We start from the raw sequence: 23174 nt of genomic DNA, 5'->3' as shown, positions 1-23174 counted from the left end.
CAGGCCATGGGGGTACTGCGTAGCTGCGCAACTGGAATGATCTCTCCCACCTTTCATCACCGGTGGCGAAGCCTCCGGTCCGGCGGGGCAGGCGATACGGCAACACCGAGTCCGGCACAGTGCCCGGACTGCGGGACGAACCCTCGAAACAGCAGACGGCAGTCGAGGGAAGGAAAGGATTTCCGTGACAGATACGGACCTGCTCGCGACACCCGGGGTGGATTCCAACCCAAGTTCCTCGGGCGGCCGCGAAAGTGAATCCGGACAGATTTCGAAGATGAGCGAACACACCGACGTCGCACGATCGGGGCTGACTGGGATGTTGTTGCCGCAGTTGCGCGCCCTCGCCGGGGAGCTCGGTATCCGAGGTACCTCCGGGATGCGCAAGGGCGATCTGATCGCCGCCATCAAGGAGAATCAGGCCGGCCGGGCCGCCAAGGCCGACAAGCCCGCTCGCTCCGAGGCGAAGTCCGAGCAGACCGCGCTCGACGTGCAGCCCGCGAAGGACAAGACCGCGCCCGCCGAGAGCAAGGCCGCCGAGGTGAAGGACGCCGCGCCGACCGCGCAGGCCGCCGCCCCGACGCAGGCCCCGGCCGCCGCCGCGCCCGAGCGGTCCGCCGAATCCGCCCCGGCCGAGTCCGGCGCGGGGGAGGGCAAGACCGCCGAGGGCAAGGCTGCCGAGAGCGGTGAGGACACCGGTCGCGAATCGGGTCAGCGTGGCCGTGGTCGCCAGCGGCGTGGCCGTGACCAGGCGCGTTCCGGCGGTGGCGAGAACGCCGAGGCTCAGGAGTCCAAGACCGATGCCGACCAGGGTGAGCGGCGTCGTGACCGCAACCAGGGCGACCGGCAGGGTCAGGGTGAGCGCGCCCAGCAGGGTGAGCGTGCCCAGAACGCCGAGCAGCGCAACCAGAACGCGGGTGGCCGCAACGACGGCGGCCGCAACGACGGTGGCCGCAACGACGGTGGCCGCACGGACGGGCGCGGCGGTGACGACGAGGAAGGCGGCCGCGGCCGGCGCGGGCGCCGGTTCCGCGAGCGCCGTCGCGGGCGTGACCGCGAGAGCGGCGGCGGTGAGAGCCGCGAGCTCGAGATCCGCGAGGACGACGTCCTGCAGCCGGTCGCGGGCATCCTCGACGTGCTCGACAACTACGCGTTCGTGCGCACCTCCGGCTACCTGGCCGGGCCGAACGACGTGTACGTGTCGATGAACCTGGTCCGCAAGAACGGCCTGCGCCGCGGTGACGCGATCACTGGCGCCGTGCGCGCCCCGCGCGACGGTGAGCAGGGCAACCAGCGGCAGAAGTTCGATCCGCTGGTGCGGCTGGACACCGTCAACGGCGGCGACGTCGAGGCGGCCAAGCGGCGCCCCGAGTTCGGCAAGCTCACTCCGCTGTACCCGAACCAGCGGCTGCGGCTGGAGACCACGCCGAACAAGCTGACGACCCGCGTGATCGACCTGATCATGCCGATCGGCAAGGGCCAGCGCGCCCTGATCGTGTCGCCGCCGAAGGCCGGTAAGACCACGATCCTGCAGGACATCGCCAACGCGATCGCGACCAACAACCCCGAGTGCTACCTGATGGTGGTGCTGGTCGACGAGCGTCCGGAAGAGGTCACCGACATGCAGCGGTCGGTGAAGGGCGAGGTCATCGCCTCGACCTTCGACCGTCCGCCGAGCGATCACACCTCGGTCGCGGAGCTGGCCATCGAGCGGGCCAAGCGCCTGGTCGAGATGGGCAAAGACGTTGTGGTGCTGCTCGACTCGATCACTCGACTCGGCCGCGCCTACAACAACTCCTCGCCCGCCTCGGGTCGCATCCTCTCCGGCGGTGTCGACTCGACCGCGCTGTACCCGCCCAAGCGGTTCCTCGGCGCGGCGCGCAACATCGAGAACGGCGGCTCGCTCACCATCATCGCCACGGCCATGGTGGAGACGGGTTCGACCGGTGACACGGTGATCTTCGAGGAGTTCAAGGGCACCGGCAACGCCGAGCTCAAGCTCGACCGCAAGATCGCCGAGCGGCGCGTGTTCCCCGCGGTGGACGTCAACCCGTCCGGTACCCGTAAGGACGAGCTGCTGCTGAGCCCCGACGAGGCCGCGGTGCTGCACAAGCTACGGCGCGTGCTGTCCGGTCTCGACTCGCACCAGGCGATCGACCTGCTGATCGACCGCTTGAAGAAGTCGAAGAACAACCTCGAGTTCCTGATGCAGGTCAGCAAGACCGCGCCGGGCGCACTCGACGAATAGTTCGCTCGCCACCGAGAGGGCCTCGCGCACGCGGGGCCCTCTCGGCGTCTGCGGCCGGAAGAACACCAGCCCGATCGTCGCCGCGCCGGAGATCATGCAGGTGAACAGCGCCGCGAGCGACGCAAGCGCCGCGTCGACGTCGGCGGGTGTGGTGGCCGGGTAGGAGGTCAGCTCGGCCTCGGCGGTGGCGGGTTCGGGCGGCAGCGCCCAGCCGAGTGCGGCGAGAAGTACCAATGACACGAAGATCGCCCCGGCGATGCGACCGGTCATGGTGCTCCTTCCCGCGCTGTACGGAAGATTCGGTGTGGTGGGCCACCGTGGATTCCCGGATTCACGGTAGAAGTGGGACGGTCGTCCCTACGCGGGTAGCCGGCTACTCGAATCTCGGGAAGGACGCGGAACAAAGTGGTGCGCCGGGGTGTTTTGGGTGGGTGACGGCGGTTCTGGCATACTGGATCGCTGTGCGTCTGCGGCTCGCGCAGACAATCCCGCCTAGTCGGTTCCGGTTCACGTTCACGCCCGTGGGCGACCCGGCGACCAATATCGAGAGGACATCCATGAAGGCAGGAATCCACCCGGCCTACGTCGACACCACCGTCGTCTGTGGCTGCGGCAACACCTTCCAGACTCGCAGCACCAAGGAGTCCGGCCACATCACCGTCGAGGTCTGCTCGCAGTGCCACCCGTTCTACACGGGCAAGCAGAAGATCCTGGACACCGGTGGTCGCGTGGCCCGCTTCGAGGCCCGCTACGGCAAGCGTGCCGGCAAGAAGGCCGACGCCAAGTAGCTTCCTCGCCGACGCCCGGTCCTGCTGTGCAGGCCGGGCGTCGGTGTTTTGTCGGGCACCCGCACCAGAGGAAGAGGAAGCACCATGACGCAGCCGTCCGCGATCGACGACATCCTGGCCGAACACGCCGGCCTGGAGACCCAGCTGGCCGATCCGACGCTGCACAACGACCCGTCGGCCGCCCGCCGGGTCGGCAAGCGATTCGCCGAGCTCGCGCCGATCATGGCCACCTACCGCAAGCTGGAGTCCGCGCGCGCGGATCTGACCGCCGCCCGGGAACTCGCCGCCGACGACGCCTCGTTCGCCGCCGAAGTTCCCGAGCTGGAACGCCAGGTCGACGAGCTGGAGCAGGCACTGGCCGATCTGCTCGCCCCGCGCGACCCGCACGACGGTGACGACGTGGTGCTCGAGGTCAAATCCGGCGAGGGCGGCGAGGAGTCGGCCCTGTTCGCCGCGGATCTGGCGCGCATGTACATGCGCTACGCCGAGCGCCGCGGCTGGCGCGTGGAAGTGCTCGACGCCACCGTCTCCGACCTGGGCGGCTACAAGGAAGCGACGCTGTCGATCAAGAGCCGCGACGCCGCGCGCGACGGAGTGTGGTCGCGGTTCAAGTTCGAGGGCGGCGTGCACCGCGTGCAGCGGGTGCCGGTCACCGAGTCGCAGGGCCGCATCCACACCTCGGCGGCGGGCGTGCTCATCTACCCCGAACCCGACGAGGTCGCCGAGGTGCAGATCGACGAATCCGATCTGCGCATCGATGTCTACCGCTCCTCGGGCAAGGGCGGTCAGGGCGTCAACACCACCGACTCGGCCGTTCGCATCACCCACCTGCCCACCGGCATCGTGGTGACCTGCCAGAACGAGCGCTCCCAGCTGCAGAACAAGGCCCGCGCGATGCAGGTGCTGGCGGCCCGGTTGCAGGCGCTGGCCGAGGAACAGGCCGAGCAGGAGGCCGCGGCCGGGCGCGCGAGCCAGATCCGCACGGTCGACCGGTCCGAGCGCATCCGCACCTACAACTTCCCGGAGAACCGGATCACCGACCACCGCATCGGCTACAAGTCGCACAATCTCGACGCCGTGCTCGACGGCGACCTCGATGCCCTGCTCGACGCGCTGGGCAAGGCCGACCGGGAAGCGCGGATGGCCGCGGAATGACCGGAATTCCGGCATCCGCCGCTCACGGCCGGGCGATCTCGGGCACAGTGATGGCGTGAGTCGAACAGCGTTGCGCCCGGTCATCGAGGAAGCCGCCGAGAAGCTGCGGGTGGCGGGCGTGCCCAGCCCCCGCACCGATGCGGAATGCCTGGCCGCGCATCTGCTCGGCGTGGAGCGCGGGCGGCTGGCGCTGGTCCCGCTGGCCGAGCCCGAGGTCGTCGAGCGCTACCGCGAACTGATCGACCGCCGCGCCGAGCGGGTGCCGTTGCAGCACCTGACCGGCGTCGCGGCGATGGGGGAGATCGACCTGGCCGTCGGACCAGGGGTGTTCGTGCCGCGGCCGGAAACCGAACTGCTGTTCGCCTGGGCGCTGGCCCACCTGGAGACGCTGCCGCACGATCACCAGCCGATCGTGATCGATCTGTGCACCGGATCGGGGGCGCTGGCGCTGGCCATCGCGCACGCCAGGCCGGACGCGCAGGTGCACGCGGTGGAACTGGACCCCGCCGCGCTGCGCTGGGCCCGGCGCAACGCCGACGAGCGCATCGCCGACGGCGACACTCCCATCACCCTGCACGCCGACGACGTCACCGATCCGAGCCTGCTCACCGACCTGAACGGCCGCGTCGACCTCGTCGTCGCCAATCCGCCCTACATTCCCGAGGGCGCCGTGCTCGACCCCGAAGTCGTCGACCACGACCCGCACCTCGCCCTGTTCGGCGGTGCCGACGGACTCGACGTGATCCGCGGCATGGTGCCCACCATCGCCCGCCTGCTGCGTCCCGGCGGCGCCACCGGCATCGAACACGACGACTCCAACGGCAACGCGCTCGCCGCGCTGCTCACCGCCCACGGCGAGTTCAGTGAGGTCGTCGAACACCCCGACCTGGCCGGAAAACCGCGCTTCGTGGTCGCCGTCCGCAGCTGAGCGCGGCCGTGGGTTCCCCGGTCGCCGCCAAGGTGGCGGGGGATGGTGGAGCGGGCGCGCTCGCGTGACAGGATGGTTACCGTGAGTACCGTCTACGACTGCGCGGATCCCGACTCGCGCGCCGCCGGACTGACCGCGGCCACCAGTGCCCTCAAGTCCGGGCGACTCGTGGTCATGCCCACCGACACCCTGTACGGCCTGGCCGCCGACGCCTTCGACTCGACCGCGGTGGCCGAGCTGCTGGCCGCCAAGCGGCGCGGCCGTGACATGCCCGTCCCGGTGCTGGTCGGATCCTGGAACACGATCGATGGACTGGTGTTCTCGGTGCGTCCGCAGGCCAGAGACCTGATCCGGGCGTTCTGGCCCGGTGGCCTGAGTCTCGTTGTGCAGCAAGCTCCTTCGCTGGCCTGGGATCTCGGGGACACCCGCGGCACGGTGATGCTGCGGATGCCGCTGCACCCGGTCGCGCTGGACCTGCTGCGCGACGTCGGCCCGCTGGCCGTGTCGAGCGCCAACGTCTCCGGACAGCCGCCCGCCACCACCGCCGCCGAGGCGCGCGAGCAGCTGGGCAGCCTGGTCTCGGTCTATCTGGACGGTGGCCCGGCCGCGCACGCGGTGGCCTCCACCATCGTCGATCTCACCGCCGACCGGCCGCGGATCCTGCGCGAGGGTGCGGTCTCGGCCGCCGAGATCGCCGAAGTGCTCGGCATGTCGCCGGACGAACTGACCGGCACCGCGGCGCGGTGAGCCGCATGCAGCGACGCATGATCGGGCGGTATCGCGGGTGATGCTGGCGTTCTCGCCGTTGGCAGGCTCCGGTTCGGTGGTCCCGCTGCGCGAGCTCGTGCTGGTCCTGCTCGTCTCCGCCACGGTGACCTTCCTGGCGACCGGCGGCGTGCGGGTGCTGGCGATCGGCTTCGGCGCGATCGCGGTGCCGCGGGAGCGCGATGTGCACCTCGAGCCGATTCCGCGGATGGGCGGGGTGGGCATGTATGTCGGCGTCGTCGCCGCCGTGCTGTTCGCGCACCAATTGCCCGCGCTGCGAAGGGGTTTCGACTATGCCCCGGACATTCCGGCGGTCCTGGTCGCGGCCACGCTGATCGTCGCGGTCGGCATCGTGGACGACCGCTGGGGTCTGGACGCGCTGACCAAATTCGCCGGGCAGGTCACCGCCGCCGGGGTGATGGCGGTGATGGGCCTGAGCTGGTACGTCATCTACAACCCCTTCGACGACTCCACCGTGGTGCTGGACGCGCTGCAGGGCGGCCTGGTCACCGTCGCCATCACGGTGACGCTGATCAACGCGATGAATTTCGTCGACGGCCTGGACGGCCTGGCCGGCGGGCTCGGCTTCATCGCCGCGGGCGCGGTGTTCGTGTTCTCGGTCGGTCTGCTCTACGAACAGGGCGGCTCGGTGGACACCTATCCGCCCGCCCTGCTCGCCGCCGCGCTGGCCGGTGCCTGCCTGGGATTCCTGCCGCACAATTTCCAGCCCGCGCGGATATTCATGGGCGATTCCGGATCGATGCTGATCGGATTGATGCTGGCCGCCGTCTCCACCGGCGCGTCCGGGCGAATTCCGCTCCAGGGATACGGCCCGCGCGACATCGTCGGTCTGCTCTCGCCGGTGCTGTTGGTCGGCGCGGTGATGTTCATTCCGGTGCTGGATCTGCTGCTGGCCATCGTGCGCCGGGTGCGCGCCGGGGTGAGTTTCTCCACCCCCGACAAAATGCACCTGCACCACCGGCTGTTGCAGATCGGGCATTCGCACCGCCGCGTCGTGCTGCTGATCTACCTGTGGGTCGGGGTACTGGCCTTCGGCGCCGTCGGCACCTCGCTGATGGATCGCAGGCTGGTGGTGCTGTTGATGGCGGGCGGACTGGTGTTCGCGCTGGTGGTGACGGCCGTACCGGGCCTGCGACGTGGGGAGGCGGCGCAGCGCCGTCCGCCGTCTGGGTAAAGTCGGTGGCGTGAGTTTCACCCCCACCCCCGTCCCCGGTCCCGACGCGCCGCTGAAGTCGGCGCTGCGCTACGGCCTGATCGGGCTGGCGGTGCTGGTCGTGCTGAGCGCCGCGATCGCGGGCGCCGCCGCCGGCCTGCCCGGGCTGTGGGGGGCGCTGCTCGGCGCGGCCATCGGCGGCGTCTTCATCCTCACCACCGCGGCGGTCGTGCTCTTGGGCGCCAAGCTGCCGCCGAGCACCGCGGGGCTGGTCATGCTGGTCAGCTGGGTCGCCAAGGTGCTGCTGGTGCTCATCGCGGTGGCGATCCTGAACCGCTTCGACTTCTACGACCGGGTGGCGCTGTTCCTCACGGTGATCGGCGCGTTGGTGATCGTGCTCGGCGCCGAGACGTACGGCGTTCTGCGCCAGAAGGTTCCGTATGTCACTACCACTGCGGGCGACCCCGACCCCGCCGATCGGGCGGACTGACTTCACCCCCCTACACAGCGTCGTAGATACCTTGGTAAAGTGTTGGTAAGCAAGCGACCAAGCGAGGGGCACTCACCTCGATGGCCCTCCGTGCCGCTATGCTTACTGCCGTGCCGGACTCCGAGGGTTCCGGTTCTGCATGTCGACGATGTCGCCGACACACGTACAGACGCCTAAGCGGTTTGCCGCACAGCTGCTGACGAACTTCGAGCCGACCTGAGTCGACCAAATTGATCGTCAATGTCCGATCGAACCGCGGGAATGACCGAACCCGCGGCCCGAACACGGGAGAGAACGCTGAGCGTCACCACTTTGGCGGCGGGTGAGTTCCACGCGCCGTCGCTAACCGACTTCTTCCCTCCAGCTGTGCTGTTCGAGGGAACGCCGTTCGAACTCGATCGTTTGATGCTGGTCCGGCTGCTGATGACCGCGGTGCTCGTGGCCGTGATGCTGCTGGCATTCCGCAGCCCCCGGATCATTCCGCGCGGCCTGCAGAATGTCGCCGAAATCGGCCTGGTCTTCGTCAAGGAACAGATTGCCGAAGAGGTGCTCGGCAAGGAAACCGGCCGCAAGTTCTTCCCGCTGATCGCGACGATCTTCTTCACGGTCCTCTTCCTGAACTTCTCCGGCATCGTCCCGCTGCTGAACATCTCCTCGAACGCGCGGATCGGTATGCCGCTGGTGCTGGCCGTCGTGGCGTACATCGCGTTCAACTACGTGGGCATCAAGAAGTACGGCTTCTTCACCTACATGCGCAGCAGCATCGTCGTGCCGAACGTGCCGCCCGCGCTGCACGTGCTGCTGATCCCGATCGAGTTCGTCTCGACGTTCATCCTGCGTCCGTTCACGCTGACCGTCCGACTCATGGCGAACATGCTGGCCGGCCACATCATGCTGGTGCTGTTCTTCAGCGCGACCTGGTACTTCCTGTTCGACGCGACCGCCTGGATGAAGGTGTTCTCGCCGTTCTCGCTGCTCGCGGGGCTCGGGTTCACCCTGTTCGAGATGCTGGTCATCTTCCTGCAGGCCTACGTGTTCGCCCTGCTGACGGCCGTGTACATCGGTCTCGCCGAACACGCCGACTCCCACTGACCGCACTACCCATCACCGCCAGACCTGCTACACCGCGCCACCCGGCGGGTGAGCAACAGAAAGGGAAAGAAGACTCATGAGCCTCTCGTACCTGGCCCAGGAAGCTGCCAACGAGTCGACGCTGAAGGGCCTCGGCGCCGTCGGCTACGGCCTGGCCGCCATCGGCCCGGGCATCGGCGTCGGCATCGTCGTCGGTAAGGCGATCGAGGGTATCGCCCGCCAGCCCGAGCTGCAGGGCACGATCCGCACCAACATGTTCCTCGGCATCGCGTTCACCGAGGCGCTGGCCCTGATCGGCCTCGTCGCCGGCTTCATCTTCTGATTCCGATGTACGAGTACTCAGTACTGGCAGCGGAGAGCGGAGAGGATGTGAATCCTCTCATCCCCGCAACGTACGACATCGTCTGGTCGGTCGTCTGCGTCGCGATCATCGCGGTCGTCTTCTACAAGTACGTCATTCCGCGCCTGACCAAGGTGCTGAACGAGCGGGCCGACAAGATCGAGGGCGGTATCGCCAAGGCCGAGGCCGCGCAGGCGGAGGCCCAGCAGACGCTGGAGCAGTACCAGCAGCAGCTGGCCGACGCCCGGCTGGAAGCCGCGCGCATCCGCGAGGACGCGCGCACCCAGGGTCAGCAGATTCTCGCGCAGATGCGCGCGGAGGCGCAGGCCGAGAGCGACCGCATCGTGGCCGCGGGCCACGCGCAGCTGGAAGCCCAGCGCCAGCAGATCCTGACCGAACTGCGCTCCGAGGTCGGCCGCACGGCCGTCGACCTGGCCGAGAAGATCATCGGTCAGTCGGTCTCGGACGAGGCCAAGCAGGCGGCATCGATCGAGCGCTTCCTGAGCGAGCTCGATTCCTCCGATGCCGGCATCGGGGTCGGAAGGTAACGACGCGAAAGTGAGAAGCATGTACGCAGCGAGCCGCGAGGCCAGCTCCCGGTCCCGGGAGGCGCTTCGGGCCGCGCTGACCGGAAGCGACAGTGTTGCCGCCACGACGGGCTCGGAACTGTTCGCCGTTGTCGCCGTGCTGGACGACCAGCGTTCGCTGCGTGTTGCGCTCGCGGACGTGTCGGTTCCCGGCTCGGCGCGCGCCGAGCTGAGTGAGCGGGTCTTCGGCGGCAAGGTCAGCGTCGCCACCCAGGCGGTGCTGACCACCGCCGTGGCGCAGAACTGGTCGCGCACCTCCGACATGGTCGACACGCTGGTGCTGCTCGGTCAGGAGGCGCTGCTCGAGTCGGCCGCCAACGCGGGCAGGCTGGACGCGGTGGAGGACGAGCTGTTCCGGCTCGGCCGGATCATCGCCGACAACGCCGACCTGGAGCAGGCGCTGTCGGATCGCGCGAAGCCCGCCGCGGCCAAGCGCGAGCTGCTCGCCCGGCTGCTGGCGGGTAAGGCCGAGCCGGTCACCATCTCCCTGGCGGAGCAGGTGGTCGGCCGCAACACCACCCGCATCGGCGCGGCCTTCGACGAACTGTCCGATCTGGCGGCGGCCCGCCGCGATCAGATCGTCGCGCACGTGCGCGCCGCGATCGCCCTGACGTCGCAGCAGCGGGAGCGGCTCGCCGCCTCCCTGCAGCGCATCTACGGCAAGCCGGTCACGGTGCACGTGCAGGTCGACCCGAGCCTGCTCAGCGGGCTGGTCGTCCGGATCGGCGACGACGTGATCGACGGCAGCGCCGTCGGCCGACTGGAGCGGCTGCGCCGGGAACTGGCCTAGGGCGGGCCGGCGCCACGGGCGGCCACCACACCGACATTCGAGACCCTTACAGCGAGAGCAGGAAGAACATGGCGGAGCTGACGATCTCCTCCGACGAGATCCGTAGCGCGATCGAGAGCTACACCCAGAGCTACACCCCCGAGACCTCCATCGAAGAAGTGGGTGTCGTCACCGACACCAGCGACGGCATCGCGCACGTCAGCGGCCTGCCCTCGGCGATGGCCAACGAGCTGCTCGAGTTCCCGGGCGGCGTGCTCGGCGTGGCGCTCAACCTCGAGGACCGCGAGATCGGCGCGGTCATCCTCGGCGAGTTCGCCGAGATCGAAGAGGGCCAGCAGGTGCGCCGCACCGGCGACGTGCTCTCCGTGCCGGTCGGCGACAAGTTCCTCGGTCGCGTCGTCAACCCGCTCGGCCAGCCGATCGACGGCCTGGGCGAGATCGAGGCCGAAGAGCAGCGCGTGCTCGAGCTGCAGGCCGCGACCGTGCTGCAGCGCCAGCCGGTCGAGGAGCCGCTGGCCACCGGCATCACCGCCATCGACGCCCTGACCGCCATCGGCCGCGGCCAGCGCCAGCTGATCATCGGCGACCGCAAGACCGGCAAGACCGCGGTCTGCATCGACGCGATCCTGAACCAGAAGGCGAACTGGGAGACCGGCGACCCGACCAAGCAGGTCCGCTGCATCTACGTCGCCATCGGCCAGAAGGGTTCCACCATCGCCGGCGTCAAGGCCGCGCTGGAGGAGCACGGTGCGCTGGAGTACACCACCATCGTCGCCGCCCCGGCCTCGGACTCCGCCGGCTTCAAGTGGCTGGCCCCCTACACCGGCTCGGCCATCGGCCAGCACTGGATGTACCAGGGCAAGCACGTCCTGATCGTGTTCGACGACCTGACCAAGCAGGCCGAGGCCTACCGCGCCATCTCGCTGCTGCTGCGCCGCCCGCCGGGCCGCGAGGCGTACCCGGGTGACGTCTTCTACCTGCACTCGCGCCTGCTCGAGCGTTGCGCCAAGCTCTCCGACGAGATGGGCGGCGGCTCGATGACCGGTCTGCCGATCATCGAGACCAAGGCCAACGACATCTCGGCGTTCATCCCGACCAACGTCATCTCGATCACCGACGGCCAGGTCTTCCTCGAGTCCGACCTGTTCAACAAGGGTGTCCGCCCGGCGATCAACGTCGGTACCTCGGTCTCCCGCGTCGGTGGCGCCGCCCAGACCAAGGGCATGAAGAAGGTCGCCGGTTCGCTGCGTCTGGAAATGGCGCAGTACCGCGAGCTGGAGGCGTTCTCCGCGTTCGCCTCCGACCTCGACGCCGCGTCGCTGGCGCAGCTCGAGCGCGGCGCGCGCTGGGTCGAGCTGCTCAAGCAGGACCAGTACTCGCCGGTTCCGGTCGAGGACCAGATCGTCTCGATCTTCCTGGTCGACCAGGGCTACTACGACTCGGTGCCGGTCGGCGACATCCGCCGGTTCAACGCCGAGCTGCTCGAAGACCTGCACCGCTCCGCGGCGGACGCCTTCAAGTCCATCGAGGGCGGCAAGGTGCTCGAGGGCGAGGCGGCCGAGGCCATCAAGGCGGCCACCGACAAGTTCAAGCAGGGCTTCCTGGCCTCCGACGGCAGCCGTGTCGTCAACGAGGCCGCGGCGGGCGAGCTGGGCCACGAAGAGGTCGAGTCGCTGTCGGTCACCCGCAAGCACGTCGAGAAGTAATCGGTCGAGCAATGCGCTATTCGATTGTCGGCATCACGCCGACCACAGCGAATGAAGGGGTGAACCGTGGCTAGCTTGCGCGAATTGCGCTCCCGCATTCGTGGTGTGAATTCGATCAAGAAGATCACCAAGGCCCAGGAGCTGATCGCGACCTCGCGCATCTCCAAGGCGCAGGCCAGGGTTGCCGCCGCGAAGCCGTATGCGGAGGAGATCACGAAGGTGCTCGGCGAGCTGGCGAGCGCGTCGAAGAACCTCTCGCATCCGCTGCTGACCGAACGCCCGAACCCGCGCCGGGCCGCCGTGCTGGTGATCACCAGTGACAGCGGCATGTGCGGTGGTTACAACTCGAACGTGCTCAAGCGCGCCGAAGAGCTGATGACCACCCTGCGCAACGAGGGCAAGGAACCGGTGCTCTATGTGATGGGCGCCAAGGGCCTGACCTACTACACCTTCCGCAACCGGCCGTTCGTGTCGGCGTGGACCGGGTTCTCGCAGCAGCCGAAGTACACCGATGCTTCGGCCGCCTGCCGCCACCTGGTCGACGCCTTCATGGTCGGGTCGGACGGCGAGGTGCCGCACCCGAACGGCACCGGCGACATCGCCGGCGTCGACGAGCTGCACATCGTCTACACGCGGTTCGTCTCGATGCTCACCCAGACCCCGGAGGTGCGCCGCCTGGCGCCGATCCAGGTGAGCTTCGTCGACGAGAACTTCGACATGGGCGAGGACTCGTTCTCCGATTCCCCGACCGCCGAGGTTCAGGCGCAGTACGAATTCGAGCCCGACGCCGATGTGCTGCTGGCGGCGCTGCTGCCGAAGTACGTCAATACGCGTATCTACGCGTCGTTGCTCGAGGCAGCGGCATCCGAGTCCGCGGCTCGGCGCACCGCAATGAAGGCGGCCACCGACAACGCCAACGAACTCGCCAGCGTGTTGCAGCGTGAGGCGAACTCGGTGCGCCAGGCCCAGATCACGCAGGAAATCAGCGAAATCGTCGGCGGTGTGAACGCGCTGGCGTCGAGCTCGGACCGCGACTAGAAGCGCCGCGGCATGAGCGAACGGCCCGAAGGCGGGAGCTTGCGTAGCCACGTAGGGCCCGCGAATGCCGCCAACCGACACAGAGAGAACCAATCCAAATGACCGCAGCTGTCACTCAAGACAACACGAGCCGGACCGGCGCCGCCGCAGGCCGCGTCGTCCGGGTCATCGGCCCCGTCGTGGACGTCGAGTTCCCGCGTGGCGCGATTCCTGAGCTGTTCAACGCTCTGCACGCCGACATCACGCTGACCTCGGTGGCCAAGACGCTGACCCTCGAGGTCGCCCAGCACCTCGGCGACAACATCGTCCGCACCATCTCCATGCAGCCGACCGACGGCCTGGTCCGCGGCGCGACCGTCACCGACACCGGCAAGCCGATCTCGGTGCCCGTCGGCGACGTCGTCAAGGGCCACGTCTTCAACGCCCTCGGCGACTGCCTGGACACCCCCGGCCTGGGCCGCGACGGCGAGCAGTGGGGCATCCACCGCAAGCCGCCGAGCTTCGATCAGCTCGAGGGCAAGACCGAGCTGCTCGAGACCGGCATCAAGGTCATCGACCTGCTGACCCCGTACGTGAAGGGCGGCAAGATCGGTCTGTTCGGTGGCGCCGGTGTCGGCAAGACCGTTCTGATCCAGGAGATGATCACCCGTATCGCGCGGGAGTTCTCCGGCACCTCGGTGTTCGCCGGCGTCGGCGAGCGCACCCGTGAGGGCACCGACCTGCACCTGGAGATGGAGGAGATGGGCGTCCTCCAGGACACCGCCCTCGTCTTCGGCCAGATGGACGAGCCGCCGGGCACCCGTATGCGCGTGGCGCTGTCCGCGCTGACGATGGCGGAGTACTTCCGCGACGTCCAGCACCAGGACGTGCTGCTGTTCATCGACAACATCTTCCGGTTCACCCAGGCCGGTTCCGAGGTCTCGACCCTGCTGGGCCGCATGCCCTCGGCCGTCGGTTACCAGCCGACCCTGGCCGACGAGATGGGTGAGCTGCAGGAGCGCATCACCTCGACCCGTGGCCGGTCCATCACCTCGCTGCAGGCCATCTACGTGCCCGCCGACGACTACACCGACCCGGCGCCGGCGACCACCTTCGCCCACCTGGACGCGACGACCGAGCTCTCCCGCCCGATTTCGCAGAAGGGCATCTACCCCGCCGTCGACCCGCTGACCTCGACCTCGCGCATCCTCGAGGCCTCGATCGTCGGCGACCGGCACTTCGCGGTGGCCAACGAGGTGAAGCGGATCCTGCAGAAGTACAAGGAGCTGCAGGACATCATCGCCATCCTCGGCATGGACGAGCTCTCCGAAGAGGACAAGGTCCTCGTCGGCCGCGCCCGTCGCCTGGAGAAGTTCCTCGGCCAGAACTTCATCGTGGCCGAGAAGTTCACCGGTCAGCCGGGTTCGGTCGTGCCGCTCGAGCAGACCATCGACGACTTCGATCGCGTCTGCAAGGGCGAGTTCGACCACTACCCCGAGCAGGCGTTCAACTCCTGCGGTGGTCTCGACGACGTCGAGAAGGCCGCCAAGAAGATCGCCGGAAAGTAGTCACCGATGGCGGCTGAGTCCACGAAAGACATGTCGGTTGATCTCGTCGCGGTCGAGCGGCGGCTCTGGTCGGGCCAGGCCACGTTCGTCAGCGCGCAGACCACCGAGGGCCAGATCGGCATCATGCCGGGTCACGAGCCGCTGCTCGGCCAGCTGGTCGAGGGCGGGATCGTGAACATCGTCCCGGTGGAGGGCGAGCGGATCGTGGCCGCCGTGCACGGTGGCTTCTTCTCGGTCACCGCGGGCACGGTGCGCATCCTGGCCGAGTCGGCGGAGTTCGCCGGTGAGGTCGACGTCGACGAGGCTCGCAAGGTGCTGGCGGATTCCGCCGCCAGCGACGAGGAGCTGCGCGTGGCGCAGGGCCGGGTGCGCGCGGTCGAGCAGGTCGCGAGCGCCTAGCTTCTGGTTCGAGAACATCCCCGTTGTCGGCGGCGAAGGTAATCTTCGCCGCCGACAACGCTATTCGGGACCGGTGCGAGTCGGTTTGTAGACTCGTGTTTGAATGTCCCCACGGATGGGTATCCGGCACCGTTGCGCACGGGTCGCCGAACGAAAGGACGGACCGCATTGCAAACCGGGATGGTTGTCTTGATCATTCTGGTGTTGCTGCTGGTCGCGGTCGCTGTGGTCTCGCTCTACCGGCTCGTCATGATCCGGCGCGGGGGCACCTCGGCCATCCTGCGGGTACTGCCCGCCAGCGGCGGTCAGGGCTGGCGGCACGGTCTCATCCGCTACGACGAGGATCGCCTCGTCTTCTTCAAGCTCACCAGCCTCAAACTGGGCCCGGACGCGGTGATCCATCGCCGCGGTATCGACATCGGCAATCGCCGGGGCCCGGTGGGCGACGAATACGACATCATGACCGACGAGATCATCGTGACCGAGGTCTCCGATTCCGAAGGCCGCTACGAGCTCGCGCTGGACCGCGGGGCCCGGGCGGCCTTTCTGTCCTGGGTGGAATCCCGCCCCTCCGATCGCGCCCGGCGCATGCGGGGACTCTGAACTCCCCTCTAGGCTGGACGCGTGAGCGTGCACCTGACGCGGATCTACACCCGCACCGGCGACGACGGCACCACCGGCCTGAGCGACTTCTCCCGGGTCCCCAAGACCGACCCGCGCCTGGTCGCCTATGCCGACTGTGACGAGGCGAACGCCGCGATCGGTGTCGCGCTCGCGCTGGGTGACCCCGACGAGCGGGTGCGGCCGGTGTTGCGGCAGGTGCAGAACGACCTGTTCGACGCGGGCGCGGATCTGTCCACCCCGGTGGTCGCCGAGCCGAAGTACCCGCCGCTGCGGATCACCCAGGACTACATCGATCGCCTGGAGAAGTGGTGCGATGAGTTCAATGCCGAACTGGCGCCGCTGAATTCGTTCATCCTGCCCGGCGGCACCCCGCTGGCCGCGCTGCTGCACACCGCGCGCACGGTGGCGCGCCGCGCCGAGCGCTCGGCCTGGGCGGCGGTGCGGTCCTACCCGGACGACACCAGCGTGCTGCCCGCCAAGTACCTCAACCGGCTCTCGGACCTGCTGTTCATCCTCAGCCGCTACACCAATCCGGACGGCGATGTGCTCTGGCGGCCCGGCGGTGCCGAATCCGCGCGGTGAGGATGCCCTACACGCGGGTGTCGCCGGCCGGCGGTGGATAAGCTACCCGGTGTGAGTGAACGGTTTCTGGTCACCGGGGGCAATCGGCTCGTCGGCGAGGTCGCAGTGGGAGGCGCGAAGAACAGCGTCCTCAAGCTGATGGCGGCCGCGCTGCTGGCCGAGGGCACGACGACGATCACGAACTGCCCGGACATCCTCGACGTTCCGCTGATGGCGGAGGTGCTGCGCGGCCTCGGTTGCGAGGTGACCATCACCGACGACGCGCCGGGGGACCGGTCGGTGGTGACCATCACCACCCCGGCCGAACCGAAGTACCACGCCGACTTCCCGGCAGTCACCCAGTTCCGCGCCTCGGTGTGCGTGCTCGGGCCGCTGATGGCCCGGTGCAAGCGCGCGGTCGTGGCACTGCCCGGCGGTGACGCCATCGGTTCCCGTCCGCTCGACATGCACCAGGCTGGTCTGCGGCTGCTCGGCGCGACCAGCGAGATCGAGCACGGCTGCGTCGTCGCCCGCGCCGAGGAACTGCGCGGCGCCCGGATCCGCCTCGACTTCCCCTCGGTGGGCGCTACCGAGAACATCCTCATGGCGGCGGTGCTCGCCGAGGGCGAGACCGTCATCGACAACGCCGCCCGCGAGCCCGACATCGTCGACCTGTGCAACATGCTCGTGCAGATGGGCGCCCGGATCAGCGGGGCGGGCACCTCGGTGCTCACCATCCAGGGCGTCGAGCGCCTCCATCCCACCGAGCATCGCGTGATCGGCGACCGCATCGTCGCCGCCACCTGGGGTATCGCGGCCGCCATGACGATGGGCGACGTGCGGGTGACCGGCGTGAACCCCAAGCACCTGGCCCTGGTGCTGGACAAGCTGCGCTCGGCGGGTGCGCGAATCTCCTTCGATGTGGACGGCTTCCGGGTGGTGCAACCCGATCGCCCGCGCGCGGTGAACTTCTCGACGCTTCCGTTCCCCGGCTTCCCGACCGACCTGCAGCCGATGGCCATCGGCCTGGCCGCGATCGCCGACGGCACCTCGATGATCACCGAGAACATCTTCGAGGCGCGGTTCCGGTTCGTGGAGGAGATGATCCGGCTGGGCGCCGACGCGCGCACCGACGGTCACCACGCCGTGGTGCGCGGAATCCCGCGGCTGTCGAGCGCGCCGGTGTGGTCCTCCGACATCCGGGCGGGCGCCGGCCTGGTGCTGGCGGGCCTGGTCGCCGACGGCACCACCGAGGTGCACGACGTCTTCCACATCGACCGCGGGTACCCGAACTTCGTCGAGCAGCTGCAGTCGCTCGGCGGGCTCGTCGAGCGGGTGGGCGGCGCGGAGTAGGTGGTCCGGGCCGGAGCCGCACGCCGACAGCGCGCGAAAACGGTTCCTGACCAGGCGATTTGACATGATCATCCGCAGCACGTAACTTATTCCAGGTCAGAGCGACACGGACACCGACCCGGAGCCGCAACGCTGAGCGGAAACGCTGAGCCGGACGCCGAGCCGAGAGGCTGGGCGGGGCCTGGGAAACGAGGTAGGACGAGGAGCGCCTGACGGTCACACTGGCTCGACCGAGACCCCGATTTGGTTCGGGAGAACGGCCGCGCTAAACTGGTGAAGTTGCCTCACTGAAACTCGGAAGAAGTTCCGATCGGATGTGTGTGCGTGTGTTCTTTGAGAACTCAATAGTGTGTCGATGAATGTCAGTGCCAAATTTTTTTTGGTTCCGGTTCCTCATACCCCCGTGTGAGGGTCGGATATTTTTTGTCAGCTAATTTCCGGCTGGCGATTGTTTTGCTGGGTTTTCGGACTCTAGTTTTGTACTTTTGATTGCGCCCTGTGGGGTGTGATTGTGAGTCTTCAACGGAGAGTTTGATCCTGGCTCAGGACGAACGCTGGCGGCGTGCTTAACACATGCAAGTCGAGCGGTAAGGCCCTTCGGGGTACACGAGCGGCGAACGGGTGAGTAACACGTGGGTGATCTGCCCTGTACTTCGGGATAAGCCTGGGAAACTGGGTCTAATACCGGATATGACCTTACATCGCATGGTGTTTGGTGGAAAGATTTATCGGTACAGGATGGGCCCGCGGCCTATCAGCTTGTTGGTGGGGTAATGGCCTACCAAGGCGACGACGGGTAGCCGGCCTGAGAGGGCGACCGGCCACACTGGGACTGAGACACGGCCCAGACTCCTACGGGAGGCAGCAGTGGGGAATATTGCACAATGGGCGAAAGCCTGATGCAGCGACGCCGCGTGAGGGATGACGGCCTTCGGGTTGTAAACCTCTTTCGACAGGGACGAAGCGCAAGTGACGGTACCTGTAGAAGAAGCACCGGCCAACTACGTGCCAGCAGCCGCGGTAATACGTAGGGTGCGAGCGTTGTCCGGAATTACTGGGCGTAAAGAGCTTGTAGGCGGTTTGTCGCGTCGTCCGTGAAAACTTGGGGCTCAACCCCAAGCTTGCGGGCGATACGGGCAGACTTGAGTACTGCAGGGGAGACTGGAATTCCTGGTGTAGCGGTGAAATGCGCAGATATCAGGAGGAACACCGGTGGCGAAGGCGGGTCTCTGGGCAGTAACTGACGCTGAGAAGCGAAAGCGTGGGTAGCGAACAGGATTAGATACCCTGGTAGTCCACGCCGTAAACGGTGGGCGCTAGGTGTGGGTTTCCTTCCACGGGATCCGTGCCGTAGCTAACGCATTAAGCGCCCCGCCTGGGGAGTACGGCCGCAAGGCTAAAACTCAAAGGAATTGACGGGGGCCCGCACAAGCGGCGGAGCATGTGGATTAATTCGATGCAACGCGAAGAACCTTACCTGGGTTTGACATACACCGGAAACCTGCAGAGATGTAGGCCCCCTTGTGGTCGGTGTACAGGTGGTGCATGGCTGTCGTCAGCTCGTGTCGTGAGATGTTGGGTTAAGTCCCGCAACGAGCGCAACCCTTGTCCTGTGTTGCCAGCGCGTTATGGCGGGGACTCGCAGGAGACTGCCGGGGTCAACTCGGAGGAAGGTGGGGACGACGTCAAGTCATCATGCCCCTTATGTCCAGGGCTTCACACATGCTACAATGGCCGGTACAGAGGGCTGCGATACCGTGAGGTGGAGCGAATCCCTTAAAGCCGGTCTCAGTTCGGATCGGGGTCTGCAACTCGACCCCGTGAAGTTGGAGTCGCTAGTAATCGCAGATCAGCAACGCTGCGGTGAATACGTTCCCGGGCCTTGTACACACCGCCCGTCACGTCATGAAAGTCGGTAACACCCGAAGCCGGTGGCCTAACCCCTTGTGGGAGGGAGCCGTCGAAGGTGGGATCGGCGATTGGGACGAAGTCGTAACAAGGTAGCCGTACCGGAAGGTGCGGCTGGATCACCTCCTTTCTAAGGAGCACTTCTCCACGGACACCCGAGGAGTCGGGATGGTAAACGTCTTGTGGCAGAGACCGTTTCGGAAGCAGTCGTCTTCCGGCGGGAGCTCATGGGTGGAACGCTGGCATGTGCCTCGTGTATCGGTTGGTCCTGTGTGGCCGGCCGGCGGGGATGTAGTCGACACACTGTTGGGTCCTGAGAGAACACGCGAGTGACTCTCTAGGCGAATGCATGATCTGCTCGGATCGCCATGTGATACCGGCTCCTTCGGGGGTGCTGGTCCTGGGTTTCTGGTTCGGGTGGGTGTGTTGTTTGAGAACTGCACAGTGGACGCGAGCATCTTTGTTTGTAAGTGTTTAAGAGCGTTCGGTGGATGCCTTGGCACCAGGAGCCGATGAAGGACGTAGGAGGCTGCGATAAGCCTCGGGGAGCTGTCAACCGAGCTGAGATCCGAGGATTTCCGAATGGGGAAACCCAGCACGAGTGATGTCGTGTTACCCGCGCCTGAATATATAGGGTGTGTGGAGGGAACGTGGGGAAGTGAAACATCTCAGTACCCACAGGAAGAGAAAACAAGAGTGATTCCGTGAGTAGTGGCGAGCGAAAGCGGATGAGGCTAAACCATGTAGATGTGATAGCCGGCAGGCGTTGTCTATGTGGGGTTGTGGGGTTGCTCTTCCCGGTTCTGCCGAGCTGGGCGTGAGTCAGAAACCGTTGTGTTAGCTGAAGTGGTCTGGGACGGCCTACCGTAGACGGTGAGAGTCCGGTAAGTGAAAACATGACGGCTCATGTGAGTGATACCCGAGTAGCAGCGGGCCCGTGAAATCTGCTGTGAATCTGCCGGGACCACCCGGTAAGCCTGAATACTCCCTGGTGACCGATAGCGGACTAGTACCGTGAGGGAAAGGTGAAAAGTACCCCGGGAGGGGAGTGAAATAGTACCTGAAACCGTGCGCTTACAATCCGTCAGGGCCTGCGAGTGACTTTGTTGCTGTGGGTGATGGCGTGCCTTTTGAAGAATGAGCCTGCGAGTTAGTGGCATGTGGCGAGGTTAACCCGTGTGGGGTAGCCGTAGCGAAAGCGAGTCCGAATAGGGCGTTGAGTCGCGTGTTCTAGACCCGAAGCGGAGTGATCTACCCATGGCCAGGGTGAAGCGACGGTAAGACGTCGTGGAGGCCCGAACCCACTTAGGTTGAAAACTGAGGGGATGAGCTGTGGGTAGGGGTGAAAGGCCAATCAAACTCCGTGATAGCTGGTTCTCCCCGAAATGCATTTAGGTGCAGCGTCACGTGTTTCACGCCGGAGGTAGAGCTACTGGATGGCCTAGGGGGCCTACAAGCTTACCGAAGTCAGCCAAACTCCGAATGCCGGTGTGTGAGAGCGTGGCAGTGAGACTGCGGGGGATAAGCTTCGTAGTCGAGAGGGAAACAGCCCAGATCGCCGGCTAAGGCCCCTAAGCGTGTACTAAGTGGAAAAGGATGTGGGGTCGCGAAGACAACCAGGAGGTTGGCTTAGAAGCAGCCACCCTTGAAAGAGTGCGTAATAGCTCACTGGTCAAGTGATCCTGCGCCGACAATGTAGCGGGGCTCAAGTACACCGCCGAAGCCGCGGCACTCCAACATGACATCCGCATCGGGTTACGGTCCGGTGCGCAGTGGTTGGGGTGGGTAGGGGAGCGTCGTGCAGCCAGGGAAGCAGCGGGGTAACCCAGTTGTGGAGGCTGTGCGAGTGAGAATGCAGGCATGAGTAGCGAAAGACGAGTGAGAAACTCGTCCGCCGAATGACCAAGGGTTCCTGGGCCAGGTTAATCCGCCCAGGGTGAGTCGGGACCTAAGGCGAGGCCGACAGGCGTAGTCGATGGACAACGGGTTGATATTCCCGTACCCGTGTATCCGCGCCCAATGGCGAATCAGTGGTGCTAAGTGCCCAAAAGCGGATGGACCTCCTTCGGGAGGCCGGAAGTGGCTGCGCACGACCCCTGCTGTAGTAGTCAAGCGATGGGGTGACGCAGGAAGGTAGCTGGGCCAGTGAGTGGTTGTACTGGTGTAAGCCTGTAGGGCGTTGTGTAGGCAAATCCGCACAACATGAGCCTGAGAGGTGATGCGTAGCCGATTGAGGTGAATTCAGTGATCCTATGCTGCCGAGAAAAGCCTCTAGTGAGTTGGTACACGGCCCGTACCCCAAACCGACACAGGTGGTCAGGTAGAGAATACCGAGGCGATCGAGAGAACTGTGGTTAAGGAACTCGGCAAAATGCCCCCGTAACTTCGGGAGAAGGGGACCTGATCTGGTGACCGGTCTTGCACCGTGAGCTGGGTTGGGTCGCAGAGACCAGAGAGAAGCGACTGTTTACTAAAAACACAGGTCCGTGCGAAGTCGTAAGACGATGTATACGGACTGACGCCTGCCCGGTGCCGGAAGGTTAAGAGGACCGGTTAGCGCTTCGGCGCGAAGCTGAGAATTTAAGCCCCGGTAAACGGCGGTGGTAACTATAACCATCCTAAGGTAGCGAAATTCCTTGTCGGGTAAGTTCCGACCTGCACGAATGGCGTAACGACTTCTCTGCTGTCTCAACCACAGACTCGGCGAAATTGCATTACGAGTAAAGATGCTCGTTACGCGCGGCAGGACGAAAAGACCCCGGGACCTTCACTATAGCTTGGTATTGGTGTTCGGTACGGTTTGTGTAGGATAGGTGGGAGACTGTGAAAGCCACACGCCAGTGTGGTGGGAGTCGTCGTTGAAATACCACTCTGATCGTATTGGACTTCTAACCTCGGGCCATGATCTGGTTCAGGGACAGTGCCTGGTGGGTAGTTTAACTGGGGCGGTTGCCTCCTAAAATGTAACGGAGGCGCCCAAAGGTTCCCTCAGCCTGGTTGGCAATCAGGTGTCGAGTGCAAGTGCACAAGGGAGCTTGACTGTGAGACTGACGGGTCGAGCAGGGACGAAAGTCGGGACTAGTGATCCGGCACCGGCATGTGGAAGCGGTGTCGCTCAACGGATAAAAGGTACCCCGGGGATAACAGGCTGATCTTCCCCAAGAGTCCATATCGACGGGATGGTTTGGCACCTCGATGTCGGCTCGTCGCATCCTGGGGCTGGAGTAGGTCCCAAGGGTTGGGCTGTTCGCCCATTAAAGCGGCACGCGAGCTGGGTTTAGAACGTCGTGAGACAGTTCGGTCTCTATCCGCCGCGCGCGTCAGAAACTTGAGGAAGGCTGTCCCTAGTACGAGAGGACCGGGACGGACGAACCTCTGGTGTGCCAGTTGTCCTGCCAAGGGCACTGCTGGTTAGCTACGTTCGGAAGGGATAACCGCTGAAAGCATCTAAGCGGGAAGCCTGTTCCAAGATGAGGTTTCTCACCCCCTCGAGGGGGTAAGGCCCCCCACAGACCATGGGGTTGATAGGCCAGAACTGGAAGCGCGGTAACGTGTGGAGGTGACTGGTACTAATCGGCCGAGGACTTACCAACAACGATGTTACGCGTCCACTGTGCGGTATCTGAAACAACACACAACCCACCGTTGACACCCGCCCCATCACCGAAAGGGTGTGGGGTG

General features: G+C 65.9%; 18 protein-coding genes and 2 rRNA genes. All 20 read left to right on the top strand.

The features are described from left to right. Window positions 1-184 precede the first annotated feature (184 nt). The 20 genes from rho to AMO33_RS14900 all read left to right on the top strand — a co-directional run bounded on the left by rho (window position 185) and on the right by AMO33_RS14900 (window position 23086). Entirely contained in the window at window positions 185-2248 is a 2064-nt protein-coding gene (gene rho, locus AMO33_RS14995; RefSeq protein ID WP_076573615.1) for a transcription termination factor Rho, read from the top strand. Window positions 2249-2805: 557 nt separating this feature from the next. Then, window positions 2806-3036 carry a 50S ribosomal protein L31 gene (rpmE, locus tag AMO33_RS14990; protein ID WP_011207583.1) on the top strand — a complete coding sequence of 77 codons (231 nt, stop codon included), beginning with the start codon at window positions 2806-2808 and terminating at the stop codon, window positions 3034-3036. Between the two features lie 84 nt (window positions 3037-3120). Continuing rightward, window positions 3121-4191 carry a peptide chain release factor 1 gene (gene prfA, locus AMO33_RS14985; RefSeq protein WP_011207584.1) on the top strand — a complete coding sequence of 357 codons (1071 nt, stop codon included), beginning with the start codon at window positions 3121-3123 and terminating at the stop codon, window positions 4189-4191. Between the two features lie 55 nt (window positions 4192-4246). Then, complete coding sequence (gene prmC, locus AMO33_RS14980) at window positions 4247-5119, top strand: peptide chain release factor N(5)-glutamine methyltransferase (RefSeq protein WP_060592995.1); 873 nt, start codon at window positions 4247-4249, stop codon at window positions 5117-5119. Window positions 5120-5200: 81 nt separating this feature from the next. Continuing rightward, the gene (locus AMO33_RS14975) at window positions 5201-5866 is read left to right on the top strand and encodes an L-threonylcarbamoyladenylate synthase (RefSeq protein ID WP_041559887.1); all 666 of its coding nucleotides are present in this window, start codon (window positions 5201-5203) and stop codon (window positions 5864-5866) included. Between the two features lie 40 nt (window positions 5867-5906). After that, entirely contained in the window at window positions 5907-7079 is a 1173-nt protein-coding gene (locus AMO33_RS14970; RefSeq protein ID WP_041560704.1) for an MraY family glycosyltransferase, read from the top strand. A 10-nt stretch (window positions 7080-7089) separates the two neighbouring features. Then, complete coding sequence (locus AMO33_RS14965) at window positions 7090-7548, top strand: hypothetical protein (RefSeq protein ID WP_060592994.1); 459 nt, start codon at window positions 7090-7092, stop codon at window positions 7546-7548. Window positions 7549-7809: 261 nt separating this feature from the next. Beyond that, a complete protein-coding gene (atpB, locus tag AMO33_RS14960) occupies window positions 7810-8640 on the top strand; it encodes a F0F1 ATP synthase subunit A (RefSeq protein WP_076573613.1) in 831 nt (276 codons plus the stop codon). 76 nt (window positions 8641-8716) lie between these two features. Then, the gene (locus AMO33_RS14955) at window positions 8717-8962 is read left to right on the top strand and encodes an ATP synthase F0 subunit C (RefSeq protein ID WP_011207590.1); all 246 of its coding nucleotides are present in this window, start codon (window positions 8717-8719) and stop codon (window positions 8960-8962) included. A 5-nt stretch (window positions 8963-8967) separates the two neighbouring features. Continuing rightward, a complete protein-coding gene (locus tag AMO33_RS14950; RefSeq protein ID WP_011207591.1) occupies window positions 8968-9528 on the top strand; it encodes a F0F1 ATP synthase subunit B in 561 nt (186 codons plus the stop codon). A gap of 19 nt (window positions 9529-9547) precedes the next feature. After that, window positions 9548-10357, top strand: coding sequence for a F0F1 ATP synthase subunit delta (locus AMO33_RS14945; RefSeq protein WP_060592993.1), 810 nt, complete (start codon window positions 9548-9550; stop codon window positions 10355-10357). 68 nt (window positions 10358-10425) lie between these two features. Further along, window positions 10426-12063, top strand: coding sequence for a F0F1 ATP synthase subunit alpha (gene atpA / locus AMO33_RS14940; RefSeq protein WP_011207593.1), 1638 nt, complete (start codon window positions 10426-10428; stop codon window positions 12061-12063). A 66-nt stretch (window positions 12064-12129) separates the two neighbouring features. Beyond that, window positions 12130-13101 (top strand): F0F1 ATP synthase subunit gamma, encoded by a 972-nt coding sequence (locus AMO33_RS14935; protein ID WP_011207594.1) that lies wholly within the window; start codon window positions 12130-12132, stop codon window positions 13099-13101. Between the two features lie 98 nt (window positions 13102-13199). Further along, a complete protein-coding gene (gene atpD, locus AMO33_RS14930; protein ID WP_011207595.1) occupies window positions 13200-14648 on the top strand; it encodes a F0F1 ATP synthase subunit beta in 1449 nt (482 codons plus the stop codon). A 6-nt stretch (window positions 14649-14654) separates the two neighbouring features. Further along, window positions 14655-15047, top strand: a complete 393-nt coding sequence (locus AMO33_RS14925; RefSeq protein WP_011207596.1) for a F0F1 ATP synthase subunit epsilon — start codon at window positions 14655-14657, stop codon at window positions 15045-15047. A gap of 180 nt (window positions 15048-15227) precedes the next feature. Beyond that, window positions 15228-15650 (top strand): DUF2550 domain-containing protein, encoded by a 423-nt coding sequence (locus AMO33_RS14920; RefSeq protein ID WP_011207597.1) that lies wholly within the window; start codon window positions 15228-15230, stop codon window positions 15648-15650. 21 nt (window positions 15651-15671) lie between these two features. Beyond that, window positions 15672-16253, top strand: coding sequence for a cob(I)yrinic acid a,c-diamide adenosyltransferase (locus tag AMO33_RS14915; protein WP_060592992.1), 582 nt, complete (start codon window positions 15672-15674; stop codon window positions 16251-16253). A 51-nt stretch (window positions 16254-16304) separates the two neighbouring features. Continuing rightward, on the top strand, window positions 16305-17585 hold the full coding sequence (gene murA / locus AMO33_RS14910) for a UDP-N-acetylglucosamine 1-carboxyvinyltransferase (RefSeq protein WP_011207599.1): 1281 nt from the start codon (window positions 16305-16307) through the stop codon (window positions 17583-17585). Window positions 17586-18104: 519 nt separating this feature from the next. Continuing rightward, window positions 18105-19623 (top strand): 16S ribosomal RNA (locus AMO33_RS14905). 334 nt (window positions 19624-19957) lie between these two features. Further along, a 23S ribosomal RNA gene (locus AMO33_RS14900) occupies window positions 19958-23086 on the top strand. The 16S and 23S rRNA genes sit together here, the layout of an rRNA operon. The last annotated feature ends 88 nt before the right edge of the window (window positions 23087-23174 follow it).

Origin of the sequence: Nocardia farcinica (assembly GCF_001182745.1) — a bacterium.
Taxonomy (GTDB): Bacteria; Actinomycetota; Actinomycetes; order Mycobacteriales; family Mycobacteriaceae; genus Nocardia; species Nocardia farcinica.
Note: the sequence above shows the minus strand (reverse complement) of the source record. Positions and strands in the feature narration are given on the sequence as shown.

Excerpts from the sequence above, each read along its gene's own strand:
- AMO33_RS14950 (WP_011207591.1), top strand. The coding sequence starts at position 8,968 with ATGTACGAGTACTCAGTACTGGCAGCGGAGAGCGGAGAGGATGTGAAT.
- AMO33_RS14945 (WP_060592993.1), top strand. The coding sequence starts at position 9,548 with ATGTACGCAGCGAGCCGCGAGGCCAGCTCCCGGTCCCGGGAGGCGCTT.
- atpD (WP_011207595.1), top strand. The coding sequence starts at position 13,200 with ATGACCGCAGCTGTCACTCAAGACAACACGAGCCGGACCGGCGCCGCC.
- prfA (WP_011207584.1), top strand. The coding sequence starts at position 3,121 with ATGACGCAGCCGTCCGCGATCGACGACATCCTGGCCGAACACGCCGGC.
- atpB (WP_076573613.1), top strand. The coding sequence starts at position 7,810 with ATGACCGAACCCGCGGCCCGAACACGGGAGAGAACGCTGAGCGTCACC.
- AMO33_RS14925 (WP_011207596.1), top strand. The coding sequence starts at position 14,655 with ATGGCGGCTGAGTCCACGAAAGACATGTCGGTTGATCTCGTCGCGGTC.
- atpA (WP_011207593.1), top strand. The coding sequence starts at position 10,426 with ATGGCGGAGCTGACGATCTCCTCCGACGAGATCCGTAGCGCGATCGAG.
- AMO33_RS14970 (WP_041560704.1), top strand. The coding sequence starts at position 5,907 with ATGCTGGCGTTCTCGCCGTTGGCAGGCTCCGGTTCGGTGGTCCCGCTG.
- AMO33_RS14920 (WP_011207597.1), top strand. The coding sequence starts at position 15,228 with ATGGTTGTCTTGATCATTCTGGTGTTGCTGCTGGTCGCGGTCGCTGTG.
- AMO33_RS14955 (WP_011207590.1), top strand. The coding sequence starts at position 8,717 with ATGAGCCTCTCGTACCTGGCCCAGGAAGCTGCCAACGAGTCGACGCTG.
- rpmE (WP_011207583.1), top strand. The coding sequence starts at position 2,806 with ATGAAGGCAGGAATCCACCCGGCCTACGTCGACACCACCGTCGTCTGT.